The organism is Clostridium mucosae (genome assembly GCF_024622765.1).
Classification (GTDB): domain Bacteria; phylum Bacillota; class Clostridia; order Clostridiales; family Clostridiaceae; genus Clostridium.
This window is the reverse complement of sequence record NZ_JANKAF010000004.1, coordinates 187,669-205,379: the sequence shown is the minus strand read 5'-3', so window position 1 is coordinate 205,379 and position 17,711 is coordinate 187,669. Positions and strand designations below refer to the sequence as shown.

Sequence of the window (17,711 nt, the reverse complement as noted above, 5' to 3'; positions counted from 1 at the left end):
CCACTTTTCATTAAATTGCTATTTGCGACAGCTCATTAAATTATTTATTCACTTTGTACAAGTGCTTCAAAATCTGCTTGTGCCTTCTTAGCTCCATCTTCAGGTGTTAATGCACCATCAAATACTGCACTTAATAATCCATCTGATATTGTCCAATAATATGATATTCTTTTTGAAGCTGGCATTGGAACTGCATTCTTAAATTGTTCAACGAATACGCTTAAATCTTTATCTTCTGCAAGACCCTTCACATCTGATATATCTGCTCTTGAAGTAACCTTACTAGCTTTGCTATATAGAATTTCAGCACCTTCTTTAGATGCTAAGAACTTTGCAAACAATTGGGCAGCTTTTGGATATTTAGAATAAGCTGATACGTGAGCATTTTGAACTCCACCAAAAGCTTTCATAGATTTTCCATTAATAGTTGGAAGTGTTGTTACACCAAAATTTACTCCTGCATCTTTCATTTTCTTTATAGCCCATGGACCACTTGGGTAATAAGCTGTTTTACCATTAATAAAGTTTTCATCTATAAATGTTTCTGCATTTGTCTTTAAATCTTCTGATTTCATTGGAATTATTTCTTTTAAAGCTGCTACATTAGCAAGTCCGTTTTCAAAAGCTTTTGTATTAAAACCAAGATTATCATCATCATTACCATCATTTCCAAACAATTGGAATCCATCTGCACCTAAAAATGGGTACGAATTATATCCATTATTAGCTATAGTTAAAAACCAGAATTTATTTTCTGAACTATTATTAAATTCCTTAGCTTCCTTAACTATTTGTTCAAACTCCTTAGCTGGTTCTCCTTTTACTAAATCTTTATTGTATAAAAGAGCTGTTGTTTCAACTGAATAAGGAACTCCATACATTTTTCCATCATACATGGCTGCCTTAACAGCTACTGGATTCAATTCTTTTTCTAAATCTTTTACAATACTTTCATCTAATTCTGCAAATATTCCTGCTGTTCTTCCAGTATTCATAGCATCATGAGGCGCAATAAATATATCGGCTCCCTTTCCTGCTGGACCATCTAGCATAATTTTTCCCATACCATCAAGACCTATTTGCTCAACATTTACTTTTACTCCATACTTTGTTTCAAAAGAAGATGCTACATCTTTTCCATATTCTATATCGTTTGTCCAAAAAAGAAGTTCTGCTCCATCTTCTGGTTTCATTTCTTCTGATGAACTAACTGATTCATTACTTTCTCCTTCCTCTAATTTTGAAACATCTTTACACCCTGCTAGTGAAAATAGCATCGTACTCATTAATACTAATGCTGATAATTTTTTTGATATACTCTTCATAATAAATTCCTCCATTTTATATTTAATTATTTTTTATTAACCTTTGTCAGCTCCTGAGGCAATGCCTTGAACTAAATATTTTTGGAAAATCATATATAGGATAGTAATTGGAATAGCAACTAAAACTGAACCAGCTGCAAACATTGTAAAGTGTGAACTTTCTTTACCAACTATCATAGAAAATAATCCTACAGCAAGTGTCCTACTCTTATCACTTGAAAGTAATATATTTGGTAAAACGTAATCCATCCAAGGCATCATAAATTGTGAAACTGCACAATAAGTTATTATAGGCCTTGCCATAGGAAGTATTATTTTAAAGAAAGATCTAAATCTACTGCAGCCATCAATATATGCTGCTTCATCTATAGACATTGGTATTCCATCTAGATATCCTTTAACTAGCCAAGTATTGTAAGGAATAGCCCCTACTGCATAAATAATTATCAATGATATTGGCTTTCCGACTAATCCTAAAGTTAAAAACAAAGTGTATATTGCTGTCATAGATAAGAATGTTGGAAACATTGATACTATTAATATTGTCATAAGGCTTGTTTTTTTCCTTTAAATTTAAATCTAGACATAATCCATGCCGTAATCATTATCAAAGTAACTGAACAAACTGTATTTGCTATTGCAATTTTTAATGTATTAAAGAACCAAACTGGATAATTAGTTTGAGTGAATAAATTTTTATAATTTTCTAAGCTTAATTCTTTCGGAATTAATGTTGCAGATGATAATCCAGCCCCTTTATTAAAAGATGACATCACAATCCAAATTACCGGAACCAACACTATTATAGACATTAAAATAAGTTCAAGATGCAATAATATCGATGTTATTTTTTTTCTCATTTTTCTTAAACCTCCTTAAATGACGTAGTGTTTTTAAATTGCCAGAAAGAGAATCCACCAATTATGATAAAAATCAACACACTCATAACTGCTGCCATATTATACATTTGCTGGTCAAGTGTTAATTTATATATCCATGAAATTAAAATATCTGTATCTCCAGCAAATTGATATGAAGTATTCGCTGGTCCACCCTGTGTTAGGAAATAAATAGAGCCAAAGTTATTAAAATTTGAAGCTAAATTCATAACAAGTGGTGGTGCTGTAGCAAGCATAACTAATGGCAAGGTAATATGTTTAAATATTTGAAATTTACTTGCTCCATCTATAGCTGCTGCTTCATATAAACTTTCATCTAAATTTGCAAATACTCCAAGCATCATAACCATAAACATAGGAAATCCAAGCCAAAGGTTTACTACTATAACAGTTATCTTTGCAATTATTGGATCTGTTAAAAAAGGTATCCTTTCAGATATAAGCCCAATATCTAACAAAAATTGATTTATAGGTCCAAATTGTCCATTTAATAAATTCCTAAATACCATAAGTGATATTATTTGAGGAATTGCCCAAGGCAAAATTAAAACTGTTCTAAAAAATTTTTTGAATTTAATAGACTTATGATTTAATATTATTGCTTGTAGCATTCCTAAAAAATACGTTGAAAACGTTGCCGTAAAAGCCCAAACTATAGTCCAAATTAAAACATGAAAAAATGTATTAGACCAAACTGGCACTCTAAATAACTTAATAAAATTATCAAAACCAACCCAATCTATTAAATTTCCTGGTGGAAGATGATCTCTATTATAATTTAAAAATGCTGTTAATATTGAAAATATAATTGGCATAACTACTACAAAAATAAATGCTACAGCTATAGGACCAAGAATTATATAAGGAAACTTGTTTTCAAATATTTTCTTACCATAATCTTTTGAACTTATATATATTCCTGTTTCATCAATCTTTTTTCCAGTTTAATATGCATCTTTTGCATTTAAAAAATAAATAACTGCAAAAATAAAAATCAATATAACTGAAATTATTCCATTTATTAATAAAAGGGTTGAATGATCTCCATTTTTTACTCCTACTTTTTCTCCTAAAGTTATTAGTCCCCAAATTCCTTTAGTAAAAAAACCTCCATGCAATCTAATTTGAAAATTTTTAATATAGCCTAAAAGATATTCAATCCAATAACCACTTAACAATTCAATAGCTATAAGTATAGCTTGCATCATAAAAAACAGTAATCCTTTTATCCGTTGTTTACAGACAAAAAACTGACCACTTCCCCATACTAAGCACGATAATAAAAGCGCCTTTTTTCTTTTCATTTCCACTCCTTCTTTCTGTTTAAGTAACCTGAGTATAACAATATATCCTTTTGTAGTCATTACATTCAAGAACTTTCATACATATGTACAATTCAAATTTTCATCTAAATTTAAGTAAATTTCTAAAAGCTTTTTGTTAAGTAAAAATATTTTATTTAAAACACTTTGATATTGCACTCCTATGATATCTTCCTTATATTTGTTAAGCATCATGTTAACTTATCTCTAAAATCAGTAAAAAAATAAAAAAATGTGAACTTTGTGCAAACTCACATTTTTATTATTTCTAATATTTAAAAATTGGTTTTATATATGTAGTATTTATAATTTCCTCTTCATCTAAATTAATTAATTTTTGCATGAGTTCAACTGATTTTTTTGCTTTTTCTTTATTACTCATAGAAATTGTTTTTGTATGAGTAAATAATAAATTTGATTCTTCTGATCCAATAATAACTATTATATCTTTAGTATCTACATATTTTTCTACTTGCATTCCTAATATCTCCCCTAAAACTACGCCTCTTTTATTCTTATGCTTTTCTAAAAATCCAATTAAATCACTATCATGTTTATTTACAAATATATTTTCTTTTAGGAATCTTTCATTTACAATTTCTCTTAAGTTTTCATTTGAGTAATCTTCCATAATAATATAGGAATCTTTTTTAATCTCTGATTTTTTTTCTAATATATTAAACAACTCATTATAATCACTTAATATCTTGCAAAATATCGGATCTTCTAAATATCCATCAATAAATATTACTGGTACATAAAAATTACTTGTGAGATATTTTAGTTTACTTTTATCCATATCAATAACAAATACAGCATCTAAAGATCTTTTTTGTCCAACTTGTATATCTTTATTTGGTTCTTTAGTAGCTAAAAAGACTACATCATATCCAAGCTTATAAACTTCTTTTTGAATTTCATTAGTTAAATCATAGTACTCATATAATTTACTCTTTAGATTTTTTTCACCTAAATTTATTATGATTCCAACTAAATAACTTCTTTTACTTGCTAAAGATTTAGCTGCCATGTTGGGAACATAGTTTAATTTTTTCGCTATATCAAAAACTTTTAATCTTGTTTCATGGCTAATCTTTTCTTTTTCTGAATAATTAAGAACATATGATACCGTTGCTGCAGATACACCTGCTTCTCTTGCAATATCTTTTAATGTTACCCTTCTTTTCGCCATATAAAATGACCTCCTTTAAAGCCATAGTTAAATCCTTAATCCTTATAATAATTAAACTAATTATATCATATAAAGTATTTAATTTTTTATATATTTCTACTATAAAAAGGTCATTCTTAAAGTAAATCTATTATTATTTTTTTAAAGTAAAAAGGCTAGATTAGTGTCTAAAACACATATCTAACCTTAAATTCTTTTACTTTAATATTTCTATTCTTCATAGCAAATAACAGGAGTTCCTTCCTCTATATTATCAAAAATAGTTTTTGCTAAATATGACGGAGAATTTACACAACCATGAGTTCCATTTGATTTATATATTGTTCCTCCAAAAGAATATCTCCAACTTGCATCATGAATTCCTATGTTCCCATTAAAAGGCATCCAATAAATTACTTTTGCTTCATAATTTGGACCTCTTAAAGTTGCTTCCTTTTGCTTATAATTAAGCATATACGTTCCAAGTTTAGTGGAATATCCTTTCCCAGGATCTCCAGTTACCACATCCCCTTGAGTAATAAGTTCACCATCTTTATAAAACCATAAATGCTGCCTTGTTATATTGATTTCTACATAGGTATCCCCTATATCATCTGCATCTCTATTGATACCTTTTTGTGTGTATATTGGTTCTTTTTCAAGTACTGCACCAAGCTTTATATTTTCCAATAACATCTTTGTTTCTGCTACACAATTAATTTTCCACCCATAATATCCACCTTTAACCTCAACAACTTTTCCTGTAGAAGATTTAAAATTTCTTGCTATTCCAACTGTGTTATACTTTGCACTTAGCTCTAATACATAATCTTTTACTGAGTTTTCATTTATTATTACTTCTAAATCGTCATTAACACTAAGCCATTCGTTTATTCTATTTCCATCTAATACTTCATTTTTATTTCCAAATAAATATGTTATTTGGGTTGATACATACTTATTTAAAGTATCTTTAGTTGTCATTGCCTTTTCAGAGTTTATTGTGTACTCTGGATTTTCGTAGCATAGTTTCTCATTTAAATCTAATTTAGCTTCTCCTCTTAATATACTGTTTTCTATAGTTTCATATAATTTATTTTCATCTACCTTATTTCCATAAATCTCTTCAATAAACTCATATGAACCATTTGAATATTTGAATCCTACATTCTTAGGTTCAATAATATCTTTATTTAAACAGTCTAACTCTTTAATTTTATTTTTTAATTTTTCATCATTATAAATTACTAAATCATTCATATAATAGTTTTGCTTTTTAATTAATCCTACAATCCACTTTAATGGGGCTTGTACTTCTTTTATGTTAATACCACTATTGTTTTCCTTAAACTTTAGCTCTATATCCTTTCCTAATATTTCTTCTATTTTGCCATCTCTCTCTATTATTTGTAATTTATAATCACTTATGGAGCCTTTTAGTATATCCTGTGCCTCTTCATAAGTTTTTAATGATAAATTAATTCCATTTATACTAGTATTAAAGAATAAATGATTAGTAAAAAATATTGATATAAGTAAATAAACAAATATAATTGCCGCAAATATAATAATAATGTATCCTGTTATTTTATTTTCAAAAAATTCCCTTATATTAATTTTTTTCATATTACTGTATCCCTCTCATTATACTCATTTAAATTAAATATAATTTCTATCTATACTATGCTTTAATTTTTCGTTTTAAACCTTAATTAATGTTATTTTTTCCCAATAATAATATATTTTATAATAAAAATAGTAAAGTGTCGACTATGTTAACACTTTTAAATAATTTCTAATTTATATGTATATTATATATATCAATGTTTAATATAAGATGATTCCTTAAAGATTTATTATTACGGTATAGACTCATAATATTTATTAAGCACTTATAAAATTTAGTAGAAAGTTTTTCAATCTATATTCCCAATATAAATTTAAAAGGTATGAAATTAAAATTTCATACCTTCACATTAAAGTTTTAATTATTATCGATTCTATCAATATATTCTTTCATTATCTTAGCTGATGAAACAAACTTTTCTTTTTCTTCTTCTGATAATTCTATATTTAATACTTTTTCTACTCCATTTTTACCTACTATTGTTGGAACACTTAAGTATGTGTTGTTAACCCCTAAATAGTCATCTAATAAAGTAGATACTGATAATACAGTTTTCTCATCTTTTAAGAATGCTTCCACTATTCTTGTTAAAACTGCTGCAACTGAAAAAGCAGTAGCTCCTTTTCTATTAATAACTTCATAAGCTGCATTCTTAACATCATCAGCAATAACTTTTTCTGTTGCTTCATCCCATTCTATTTTTAATTGTTCTGAGAAATTTTTTATTGGAATATTTCCTATTGTTAATGATGACCATGGAACAAATTCACTATCTCCATGTTCTCCTAAAACATATCCTTGAACAATTCTTCCATCGATACCAAAGTACTTTCCAAGTAAACTTCTTAATCTTGTTGTGTCTAAAACTGTACCTGAACCAATAACCCTTTCCTTAGGAAATCCAGATAATTTATAAGTCATGTATGCTAATATATCTACTGGATTTGATACAACTAATAATATTGAATTAGGACTTAATTTTGATATTGTTGGAACAAAGCTTTTAAATATTTTATAGTTTTTATCAACTAAATCTAGTCTAGTTTCTCCTGGCTTTTGTGCAACACCAGCAGTTATAACAATTATATCTGAATCTTTGGTATCCTCTAAAGAGCCTAGTGTAACATTACAAGGACTATTTAGTGAACTACCGTGCATTAAGTCAAGAACTTCTCCTAATGCTTTTTCTTGATTAATATCATTTATAACTATTTCTCTTGCTACTTCCTTTTGTAGTAAGGCAAAGGCAGTAGTTGCTCCAATTGAGCCTGCTCCAATTATTGATATTTTACTCATATATAATACTCCTTCATCCTTTTATTTAATTTATTATAATTTATTTCTATTATAAACTAATTACTTGGTAATTTATACTTCTTTTAGATAATTTTTATTATATAAACTATATATTTTTAAAATTAATGACTTCTTATTACTAACTAATATAATTTATAATTAACCTTTTAAAAGCATTTTTAGTTTAATTTATATATTACATTAAATAGTTTATGTATTATATACAAAAATAAATCTAGTAACTTTTGTAAAGCCACTAGATTTACTTTAATTTATTTAGCTCTAATTACTTCAATTTTATATCCATCTGGATCTGTTACAAAATAATATGAAGGTTTTGTTCCTGGAAGTCCCTTAAATGGAGTTACTTCATATCCTAAAGCTATATGTTTTTCTCTCATTGCTTCTAAGTCTTCTACTTCAACAGCAATATGACTAAAAGCATTTCCTAAATCATAAGGTTTTTCAACATCATAATTATAAGTAAGCTCTATTTCATATCCACCTTCTTCATTAGATAAATAAACAAGACTAAACTTATTTTCTGGATATTCCTTTCTTCTTGTTTCTATTAAATCTAACGCTTCTTTGTAAAATTTTAATGACTTTTCTAAGTCTTTAACTCTAATACAAGTGTGTAACATTTTAACTGACATTTCTTTTCCTCCTAAATTTAATCTATTTAATTATTAATCTCTATAGTAATAAAATTATTATATAATTAGTTCATTTAATTAAAATAATAATATTAATCACTAGATAATATTAATTCTTATATATAATTATATTTCTGAAATTACATTTTATCAACCAATTGTTTAATCCATAAACACTTTTTAATTTTTTAAATATATTTAAAGGTTTTCTTTTATTAATTTACTTTTCTTATGTTTTATCATACAATAAATTTACATAAGTTTTTTGGAATAATTATCTAGTAAAGGAGCTCATATGAAAATAAAAAAAGTATTTTTATTATTGATTTCATTGTTAATTACTTTGAATTTTACTTCATGTAAAAACGCAAACTCAAAAGATGATGTAACTGACAATAATCCTATTGAAGAAAATATTCAATCAGATGATACAGTAAAAGAAGAACCTAAATCCCCTACTTCCTTTGAAGCATTTGGAAAATCATATACCTCTACTAAGGATATTAATGCAATAGAAAAAAGCACTAATATTTATGATGATCAAACATCTATTCATTATACTTCTGGTGAATATAAAGAAATAGATTTTATAAATGATTTATTATATGCCTACTTAAATGAAGATACTTCTATATATAACTATTTAATAACATATAGTAATACTAGTGAAAAAGGATACGAGCCTATTTCTGAAGAAGATAAAGAAAAACTAAAAAAAGACTTAGCTTCACTAAGAAGTCAAATGGAACTATCAAGTGGTGAGGAAATGGTAGTTAGGTTAGACAGAGTAACTTATGAAGGCTTAGATTCTAATACAAACTCTGGACATAGTTTTAAAATAAGAGTTGCTATTTCAAGAGTAGGAGCAACAGTAGTTCCTTGGAATTACTTTACTGTAACTGTTTTTGAATATGGAAATAAACTTGTGGCTCACTTGTTTTAAATTAAAGAATTAAGTAATTAATGAATGAAATAATGAAATAATTGTGGATTTAAATTTTGCAGAGCAAAACATCCTCAATTCTTTCATTTTTCATTCTTTCATTATTTTAAATATATAGGTCCATTAATATCTCATCATCGTATTCATCATTAACAAAAAAGAAATTTCTATGAACTCCTACTTCTTTAAAGCCAATCTTTCTATATAAATTTCTAGCTTTTGTATTGCTTGCTTTCACCCCAAGGCTTATATTTTTTATTTTATTAGTATATTTAGCAAAGTCTATTAATGCTTTCATAACTTCGCTTCCAATTCCAAGATTCCAATATTCTTTTTTTACCGAAATGGCAACTTCTGCATTATGAGATATTCTTTTTCTATTTGATGCAGATATTTGGGCTATACTTACTATTTTTTTATTTATTATTCCTACTAACATAATAGAATTTTCTTGATTAGCCATATTTTCTAAATGTGATTTTTCCTGATCTATACTTAAGTGAAACTCATTTTCTCCAAATAGCAAATTATCACTTTCGCCACCAACTATATTTAAATACTCAATCATCTTTTCCGCATCATTAACTTCAGCTTTTCTTATAATTAAATTTTCCCCATTTTTTAATTTTATTTCTTTATACATAAAAATCTTCCCCAATACAAATTGCTTAATATAATGAATTTATTTTAATCTATAGATACATAATCATTTTTAATATGATCATCTAAATATCTTAAAAGATTATCTTTTTCCTCATTACTTTTAAAGATCCTTAATGGTATATTAATAAAAGTCGCATTAACAAGTCTTATAAAAATATTTTTTTCCATAACATAAGCTTTCTCAATAGACTCCCATGTAACATTTAGACATATTCCTTCTATTTCTTTTTTTATTCCTTTATCACTTAAAGTAATTACTGTATCTCTAAAGTAATCTACTCCCTTTAAATTAGGATTTTTTATTATAAATTTAGATGTCCTGTTAACCATGTGTCTATAGATATCCTTATTAAAGATAACCCAAACAACCGTAAAAATCACCCAAATAATCAACGGAACAATAGTATATGTCTCTAATATTTCAACAAGAGATAATATAAGTATCAAAAGTAATAAAGGATAAATTACAGAGTTAAAAATTCTTCCTCTTTTTATAGCACCTCTCTCATTATTGATAAAGTAATTTAACTCCATATAATCATTATCATTATATCTAAATTTTAAAATCATTAATAATCACCTCTTTCTATTAATTTAAATTTACTATATAATTATTGTAACATAATAATTATTGTAACATATTATTTAACTTATAAATATTTTTGGAGGCTTATATGAATAACTATAGTAACAATATAGTTTTTAATAAAGAAAAGAAAAAGGTTATTTCACCTAAAGCTAAATTTATATTAGCTATTATTCTAATGATTCTAATTGCATTCTCTATATTAACTTCATTTTTAGTAAAAAATTTATTATATATTCCTGAATTATCTAAAGAATCTGCCTTAAAAATATTATACATAGATGATTCTGTAAATAAAAAAATTAAAAATGCAGCTATAGATTCAAAATTATCCGAATCTGATCCAATATATAGTAATATTTTCGACGTCAACGATTTAAATAAAATTGATAGAAATACAAGATCTTTAAATACAGATCTGATTATAAGTTATTCAGATATTAAAATTGATACTAACTGTAATGTAATTTTTAAATATAAAGATAATAAATGGATAATCACTGATATTATAGATTTAAAAGCTGGTAATTTAAGTCCCGCTATATCTGCTGGGTCTTATCTTTTAGATAAGCTGAATTTTGAAGTATTTAATTTGGATGGATTTTCTTTTAATGGAACTAAATATAATTTTAATAAAGATTATATTAAAGATTTAACTGTAATTAAGGAATCCGGAAATACTACTGAAACCACAGTATATCTAGGTACTTATAATAAAAATAATGAATACTCAATGGTTGCAACTTTATCATTTGATTTTGAAAAGCTTCAATGGGATTTGAAAAACCTTGAATTAAGGTAGAACAACTTATATTGTTCTACCTTTTATTCTTTTACTTCACAATGAATATATTCTTCAACATTATCCCAAGGAACTACAAACCCCTGTCCCTTTGAACAAAAAATAGAACTTGATGAATATTCTATATCTGCATTTTTATCGTATCCTATTTTCTCAATTGCTTCTTCTGTATTATGACATACATCATATCCATCAAATATTAAGCTAATACTGCCTTTTCCTTTAGTAAATGTAAGTATTTCCGAGCTATAATCCATAAATGTAGCTACTGGTCCTCTTCCTGTTATAGAAACTTTATTTAATTTTGTTTCTGGAGGATCAAATCTCCCATTTAGCCTTTGAATATCAGATATAACCTTCCCCATATAATCAAGCTCTATGTCTATTTTAAATTTATAAAATGGTTCAAGAAGTATATTATTAGCCTTTTCTAATCCTTGCCTCATTGCTCTAAAAGTAGCTTCTCTAAAATCTCCACCTTCAGTATGCTTATTATGTGCTCTACCAGTTAGCAAAGTAATTTTTATATCTGTAATTGGCGAGCCTGTTAAAAGTCCATGATGATTTCTTTCAAAGATATGTGTTTTAATTAAGTTTTGATTTCCTGTAGTTAAATCATCAGCATGACACTTATTTTCAAAGGTTATTCCTTCTCCTCTTTTATTTGGCTCTATTTTTAAATGAACTTCAGCATAGTGCTTTAATGGCTCAAAATGTCCATATCCATATGTCTTATTATCTATAGTTTCCTTATACATAATTTCACAAGCGCCAAATTCTATTTTTAAATTAAATCTATTTAATGCAACTTCTTTAAGTACTTCAAGCTGAATTTTACCCATAATTGAAACTTGAATTTCTTAATGTGTTTCATTCCAAATAACATTTAATGCTGGATCCTCATTTTCTAATATTCTAAAATATCCCAAAACTTCTTTTACGTTATAAGACTTATCAAAAATAACCTTAGATGTTAATGTTGGAATCATATTAAACTTTATATTTCCCCTATTTTTCCCTATATCTTCTCCTGGCATAGCCTTAGTGATTCCTGTTACTGCAAACACATCCCCAGCAGATATTTTTTCAACAGTAGAAAACTTATTGCCATTATAAAGTCTTATGCTACTTATTTTTTCAGTTATTTCTTCATCTAACATTCCATAAGTAATTTCATCCCTTACTTTAAGATTACCACTAATAGCTTTTATAAAAGTAATTCTAGTTCCATTATTATCGTATCTTATCTTATGAACTCTTCCTGAAAATTCTTCCTCTTCATCATAATTTGTATAAGTAAGCTCATTAAATATATTCAAAAAGTTATCTATTCCTTCATCTTGAAGGGCACTTCCACTTAAACATGGAAACACTTTATTTTCTTTTATAAGTTTTTTTAACTCATTAATCCAAATTTCTTCCTCATAATCACCATTAAAATATCTTTCTAAAAGATCTTCATTTCTCTCAGAAATAAATTCTATTAATTCTTCACTCATTCCATGAATAGAATCTATATGGCATATATCATTAGCCAAATTTTCATTAACTTCTTCAAGTACTCTTTCTAAGTCAGCCCCTGTTCTATCCATCTTATTTATAAAAATGAATGTTGGACTGTTATATTTTCTTAGCAAATTCCAAATAGTCTCTGTATGTCCTTGAATTCCTTCTACTCCACTAATTAATAAAATTGCATAATCTAATATACCTAATGCTCTTTCCATTTCTGCTGAAAAATCAATATGTCCCGGGGTATCTATAAGATAATAAGTTGAATTTCCAATTTGAAATGTAGCTTGTTCTGAAAATACTGTAATTCCTCTTTCTTTTTCAATATCATGTGTATCTAAAAATGAATTTTTATGATCTACTCTCCCTCTATTTCTTATGCTCTTTGTATGATAAAGTACTTGCTCTGAAAATGTAGTTTTGCCAGCATCTACATGAGCAAGAATTCCTATTGTCTTTTTCATTCTATCACCTTTTCTTAACTGATAAATAAGTTGTAATAAAGTCTACATTTATATTAATTATATTTATAAATTGAAACATATATATTATTTATTATTAATTATATCATAGAAACATTTGAAATAATTTTAAATAGTGCTATAATGAAAAATGAAAACAAAATTTAAGAAAGGGAAAGGTAATTTCAAACATGAGAATGTAATCTACTTTTAGAATTTTTAATTCACAATAAAATTATGACATTAATGAGTCTTTTTTTGTTGTGTAAAAATTTACGGAGAGTGGATTACTGGCTTAAGGTTTATTTGTGTTACCCTTCTATAAAGTCGTATACTCTCTCCTACATTTTAAGGAGGGATTTTTTTATGCAATTAGCATTATTAAATAAAATCAAAAAGTATTATGGTGATAAATTAATATTAGATATAGACAAATTTGAAATACTAGATGGAGATAAAATAGGATTAGTTGGCGATAATGGCGCTGGTAAAACTACTCTTTTAAAAATTTTAATTGGTGATGAACCTTCTGATGAAGGAACATCTTATTTAACTTCAAGTTACTCTTATATTAGTCAATTTGGAAATAGCCTAAATGATTGTTCATTTAATAAAGTAAAAAGTGTTTTTAATGCTCCTACTGAATATAAAGATTATCTTTCTGGAGGAGAAAAAGTCAAAATGAAAATTGCTAATGCTTTAAGTGAAAATAAAAAACTAATTATTGCTGATGAACCAACTTCTAATTTAGATAGTAATAGCATTGAAGTTCTTGAAGATATGCTAAAAAATTATTCTGGAGCTCTTCTTTTGGTTTCACATGATAGAAATCTATTAGATTCTTTATGTAATACTATTGTTGAAATTAAAGATGGAAAACTAAATATCTACAATGGAAATTACTCTAAGTATATCGAACTAAAAAAAGCAGAAAAAGCAAGAGAAAATACAGAATATAATCAATATATTACTGAAAAAAGAAGACTTGAAGAAGCTATAGTATCAAAAGAAAATATAAGAGATGGTATTAGAAGAACACCTAAAAGGATGGGTAATTCAGAAGCTAGGCTTCATAAAATGGGTGGTCAAAAAGGTAAAAAGAAATTAGAAAATAATATAAAAGCTATTAGGACTAGAATTGATCAATTAGATGTAAAAGAAAAACCTAAAGAAGATAAAGATATAAGAATTGATGTTATTGAAAATTTAGAACTTACTTCTAAAAATCCTATTGAAGCAAAGAACTTAAATATTACTATTGAAGATAGAGTTCTATTAAATGAATCTACTTTCAAAATAAAAAAAGGTAGAAAAGTTGCTTTAATTGGTCAAAATGGATGTGGTAAAAGTACTTTACTAAAAGAAATTATCAATAACAATAATGAAAATATAAAAGTTTCTAAAAATGCTGTTATTGGATATTTGGATCAATCTCAAGATATACTAGATCCAGATAAAACAATATTAGATAATATTAAAATTGACTCTTCTTTCAAAGAAAGTTTTATAAGAACAAATTTAGATGGCTTTGGCTTTAAGGGAGATACTGTATTTAAAAAAGTTTCATATTTAAGTGGCGGTGAAAAAGTAAGAGTTGCTATTTGTAAGCTTTTACTTTCAGACAATAATATAATAATTCTTGATGAACCAACAAACTATTTAGATATTAAATGCATGCAATCTCTTGAAAATGCCTTGAAAAATACTAATAAAACTCTTTTAATAGTATCTCATGATAGAAAATTTATTTCAAATATTTGTGATTATATATTAGAAATAGATAATAATAAAATTATTCAATTTGATGGTAGTTACGATGAATATATTAATTTTAAATCTAAGCCTAAGATTGATAAGGACGAAAAGATTCTTAAAGAAAATATATTAATATTAGAAAATAAGCTTTCAGAAGTTATTTCTTTATTATCTTTTGAAAATGATCCAAATAAAAAAGCTTTATTAGAAAATAAATATTCTGAGATATTAAAGCAACTTAAGGAACTAAGAAATCAATAAAAATGGTGAGGATGTCTTATATTTGTGAAAAATCAAATCTAATACATCCTCACCTTTCTTATTCAAAAAATGCTTTTGAATACTCTACTACACCATTAACTTCATTAAGTGCATTAGGAATTAATTCCAAAACCATATAAGCTTCATCTGGAACATCAAAAGGAGCCTTAATTCCATAATTACTTGCTTTTTTAAATCCGAACTTAGGATAATAATGTTCATGTCCTAATACTACTATTGATTTATACCCTAACTCTTTTGATTTTTCTATAGCTTCATTCACAAGCTTCTTGCCTATACCATTCTTTTGATGCTTTGGCAATACTGCTAGAGGTGCAAGTGCAAGAGTTTCTACATCTTTATTTTCACTTTTTATCAAAGCTTTAGTTAAAAGAATGTGGCCAACAATTTTATTGTTAATTTCAGCTAATAAAGATAACTCTTTTATAAATTCATTGCTGTTTCTTAGCCTTTTAACTAAGTTATGCTCATCATTATCTGTAAATTCTGCACTTTTAAAGCTTTCTTCAATTACATTTTCTACTTCTTTATAATCTTTATTTACTTCTTGTCTTATAATTATCATAAAAAAATCCTCAATTAGTTAATCTTAAATCCCTCTATCATCTCTATTTCTACTCCATTTGGATCTTCTATAAATATAAATCTTTCTCCACCAGGAGTATTAATAGGCCCTCTAATAATTTTTATATTTTTTTCTTCTAGTTCTTTTATTGTATTATCTAAATCTGTAACCTCAAATCCTATAGACACTTTTGAATGATTAACTTCATCTTTTATAGATTTATTTTCATATTCTATTAATTCTATCATTGCTGAACTTTCTCCTTTAAGGAATGCTATATTAGTTCCTTCCATTGGTGAAAATTCTCGTGCAATTTTCAAATTTAATACATCCTCATAAAATTTTATTGATTCTTTTAAATTTTTCACTGTAATTGTGACAAACTTAATATTCATCATTAATTCATCTCCCTATCATATATTTATTATACTTCTAATTTCATTATTTTCTCACCATTTATATCTAATTCACCATTAAATTGAAATCCAAGTTTCTCATACATCTTAGTTGCTAAATCATTGTTTTCATAAATACTTAAATATATCTCATTACGTTTATATTCATTATAAATTCTATTTAATATAAGTTTTAAGCTTTCACTTCCATATCCTCTTCCTTGAAACTCATCTCCTATCATAAATCTATCTAGCCATACTCTCCCATAGGTCCCCTCATTTTCCCATAGTCCATACATAGCAAATCCTATAATTTGATTATAGTTATATATACCTACAGGCCTCCATAAAGGTATTTGCTTTGCTTCATTTAGACATTCCTCAACAGTTTCAATAAAATCTTCTTGACCCTTTTTAACTTTTAAACTTAATGCTTCATTATAATTTTTATTATTGATTTCTTTTATAACTAACTTCATAATCTTACCTCAAGTATTTTGCTATAGTTTTAATATTAATTATCTTATCTAATTAAAATAATACTATATTTAAATACTATTATAGTCTATAGCTTTTTATTTAAATATCTTTTTTTGTATCTAATCCTTGCATATTTGCTAACTTTATTAATGACTTGATAATTAGTTATACTTCCTAAAACTCCAACAATAGGTAATCCCTGAATAAATTTGGCCATTAACAAACTTTCTGACAATACTTGTGATGTACTTCTAATTTCTAAGTTTAAATCTCTATTTATCACTATATTAGAATCTATTTTATATTCAACTTCATTTAATTTTTCATTATAAAGTACTTTTTCTTTACTATTTGTTAAAGCAACATTTATTAAGTTTAATATATATATCTTTTCTTCTTCACTTTCATAATTAAACCCATAACTTAGTGCAATTTCATAAACTGTCTTTAATATCATTGCAATAAATAATGGTATATCAGGCAATCCTATACCCAACACTCCAAGACCTGCTCCCTCTATTGTAGATATGGTAGAGTTTATAATCTTACTTTTCTTTCCTTGAGAATCCATTATCTTTATGCTTTTTCTAGTAACTTTTTTATCTAATGAATAATTATTCACATCATGTTCTAATTGAATTTTATCTTTATTATATAATTTTTCTATATACTTACTTCCCTTTTCTAACACTAATTTAAATCCATTATAAAAGGCACTTTCTAATGTATCTTTCAACTTTTGTGGGATTTTTTCTTCAATCTTATCTGAAATTGGTGCTACTTTATTTTTAATAAATTTATTTTCTCTTTTATTAAGCAGTTTATTTTCTTTTTTATTTAATTTATTTAATTCTCTATTTATTATTTTTTTCACTATTAATCACTGTCCTTTAAGATATTTAATAATCTTATTTTTATTATATACCTTTTTAATAGGATTATAGAATATTTATTATAATAACTTAAACAAT

18 protein-coding genes and 1 pseudogene are annotated in these 17,711 nt (G+C 26.2%); 3 read left to right on the top strand and 16 right to left on the bottom strand.

The window, feature by feature from the left end; translation table 11 throughout:
• Window positions 1–44: 44 nt before the first annotated feature.
• The 9 genes from NSA50_RS07285 to gloA all read right to left on the bottom strand — a co-directional run bounded on the left by NSA50_RS07285 (window position 45) and on the right by gloA (window position 8,296).
• Window positions 45–1,325, bottom strand: a complete 1,281-nt coding sequence (locus NSA50_RS07285; RefSeq protein WP_257444128.1) for a sugar ABC transporter substrate-binding protein — start codon at window positions 1,323–1,325, stop codon at window positions 45–47.
• Between the two features lie 36 nt (window positions 1,326–1,361).
• On the bottom strand, window positions 1,362–1,874 hold the full coding sequence (locus NSA50_RS07280; protein WP_257444127.1) for a sugar ABC transporter permease: 513 nt from the start codon (window positions 1,872–1,874) through the stop codon (window positions 1,362–1,364).
• Complete coding sequence (locus NSA50_RS07275) at window positions 1,871–2,185, bottom strand: hypothetical protein (RefSeq protein ID WP_257444125.1); 315 nt, start codon at window positions 2,183–2,185, stop codon at window positions 1,871–1,873. Before NSA50_RS07275 ends, NSA50_RS07280 begins: the two co-directional genes overlap by 4 nt.
• 5 nt (window positions 2,186–2,190) lie before the next feature.
• Window positions 2,191–3,039 (bottom strand): carbohydrate ABC transporter permease, encoded by an 849-nt coding sequence (locus tag NSA50_RS19760; RefSeq protein WP_306813916.1) that lies wholly within the window; start codon window positions 3,037–3,039, stop codon window positions 2,191–2,193.
• A gap of 129 nt (window positions 3,040–3,168) precedes the next feature.
• On the bottom strand, window positions 3,169–3,528 hold the full coding sequence (locus NSA50_RS19755) for a hypothetical protein (RefSeq protein ID WP_306813915.1): 360 nt from the start codon (window positions 3,526–3,528) through the stop codon (window positions 3,169–3,171).
• A 286-nt stretch (window positions 3,529–3,814) separates the two neighbouring features.
• Window positions 3,815–4,738 (bottom strand): LacI family DNA-binding transcriptional regulator, encoded by a 924-nt coding sequence (locus NSA50_RS07265; RefSeq protein ID WP_257444123.1) that lies wholly within the window; start codon window positions 4,736–4,738, stop codon window positions 3,815–3,817.
• Window positions 4,739–4,948: 210 nt separating this feature from the next.
• Window positions 4,949–6,343: a L,D-transpeptidase family protein gene (locus NSA50_RS07260; RefSeq protein ID WP_257444121.1), complete on the bottom strand. Its 1,395-nt coding sequence runs from the start codon at window positions 6,341–6,343 to the stop codon at window positions 4,949–4,951.
• A gap of 358 nt (window positions 6,344–6,701) precedes the next feature.
• On the bottom strand, window positions 6,702–7,640 hold the full coding sequence (locus NSA50_RS07255) for an L-lactate dehydrogenase (protein WP_257444118.1): 939 nt from the start codon (window positions 7,638–7,640) through the stop codon (window positions 6,702–6,704).
• A gap of 272 nt (window positions 7,641–7,912) precedes the next feature.
• Complete coding sequence (gene gloA / locus NSA50_RS07250; RefSeq protein WP_257444107.1) at window positions 7,913–8,296, bottom strand: lactoylglutathione lyase; 384 nt, start codon at window positions 8,294–8,296, stop codon at window positions 7,913–7,915.
• Window positions 8,297–8,591: 295 nt separating this feature from the next.
• Here gloA and NSA50_RS07245 point away from each other — a divergent pair, with 295 nt between their 5' ends.
• Entirely contained in the window at window positions 8,592–9,239 is a 648-nt protein-coding gene (locus tag NSA50_RS07245) for a hypothetical protein (RefSeq protein ID WP_257444105.1), read from the top strand.
• A gap of 106 nt (window positions 9,240–9,345) precedes the next feature.
• Here NSA50_RS07245 and NSA50_RS07240 read toward each other — a convergent pair whose 3' ends face one another.
• Together NSA50_RS07240 and NSA50_RS07235 are read right to left on the bottom strand one after the other, a co-directional pair.
• Window positions 9,346–9,882: a GNAT family N-acetyltransferase gene (locus NSA50_RS07240; protein WP_257444102.1), complete on the bottom strand. Its 537-nt coding sequence runs from the start codon at window positions 9,880–9,882 to the stop codon at window positions 9,346–9,348.
• A 44-nt stretch (window positions 9,883–9,926) separates the two neighbouring features.
• The gene (locus NSA50_RS07235) at window positions 9,927–10,472 is read right to left on the bottom strand and encodes a hypothetical protein (RefSeq protein WP_142690424.1); all 546 of its coding nucleotides are present in this window, start codon (window positions 10,470–10,472) and stop codon (window positions 9,927–9,929) included.
• Between the two features lie 104 nt (window positions 10,473–10,576).
• Here NSA50_RS07235 and NSA50_RS07230 point away from each other — a divergent pair, with 104 nt between their 5' ends.
• On the top strand, window positions 10,577–11,290 hold the full coding sequence (locus tag NSA50_RS07230) for a hypothetical protein (RefSeq protein ID WP_111927917.1): 714 nt from the start codon (window positions 10,577–10,579) through the stop codon (window positions 11,288–11,290).
• 23 nt (window positions 11,291–11,313) lie between these two features.
• On the opposite strand, the pseudogene NSA50_RS07225 reads toward NSA50_RS07230, so the two are convergent.
• Window positions 11,314–13,266 (bottom strand): annotated as a pseudogene (locus tag NSA50_RS07225) (GTP-binding protein).
• A 363-nt stretch (window positions 13,267–13,629) separates the two neighbouring features.
• On the opposite strand from NSA50_RS07225, the gene cplR reads away from it, so the two are divergent.
• Entirely contained in the window at window positions 13,630–15,279 is a 1,650-nt protein-coding gene (cplR, locus tag NSA50_RS07220; RefSeq protein ID WP_257444097.1) for an ABC-F type ribosomal protection protein CplR, read from the top strand.
• Window positions 15,280–15,337: 58 nt separating this feature from the next.
• On the opposite strand, the gene NSA50_RS07215 is transcribed toward cplR, so the two are convergent.
• The 4 genes from NSA50_RS07215 to NSA50_RS07200 all read right to left on the bottom strand — a co-directional run bounded on the left by NSA50_RS07215 (window position 15,338) and on the right by NSA50_RS07200 (window position 17,614).
• Window positions 15,338–15,865 (bottom strand): GNAT family N-acetyltransferase, encoded by a 528-nt coding sequence (locus tag NSA50_RS07215; protein ID WP_257444095.1) that lies wholly within the window; start codon window positions 15,863–15,865, stop codon window positions 15,338–15,340.
• 14 nt (window positions 15,866–15,879) lie between these two features.
• Window positions 15,880–16,263, bottom strand: a complete 384-nt coding sequence (locus NSA50_RS07210; RefSeq protein WP_257444093.1) for a VOC family protein — start codon at window positions 16,261–16,263, stop codon at window positions 15,880–15,882.
• A 26-nt stretch (window positions 16,264–16,289) separates the two neighbouring features.
• Entirely contained in the window at window positions 16,290–16,739 is a 450-nt protein-coding gene (locus NSA50_RS07205; RefSeq protein WP_195263495.1) for a GNAT family N-acetyltransferase, read from the bottom strand.
• 86 nt (window positions 16,740–16,825) lie between these two features.
• Window positions 16,826–17,614 carry an EcsC family protein gene (locus NSA50_RS07200; RefSeq protein ID WP_111927926.1) on the bottom strand — a complete coding sequence of 263 codons (789 nt, stop codon included), beginning with the start codon at window positions 17,612–17,614 and terminating at the stop codon, window positions 16,826–16,828.
• Window positions 17,615–17,711 lie beyond the last annotated feature (97 nt).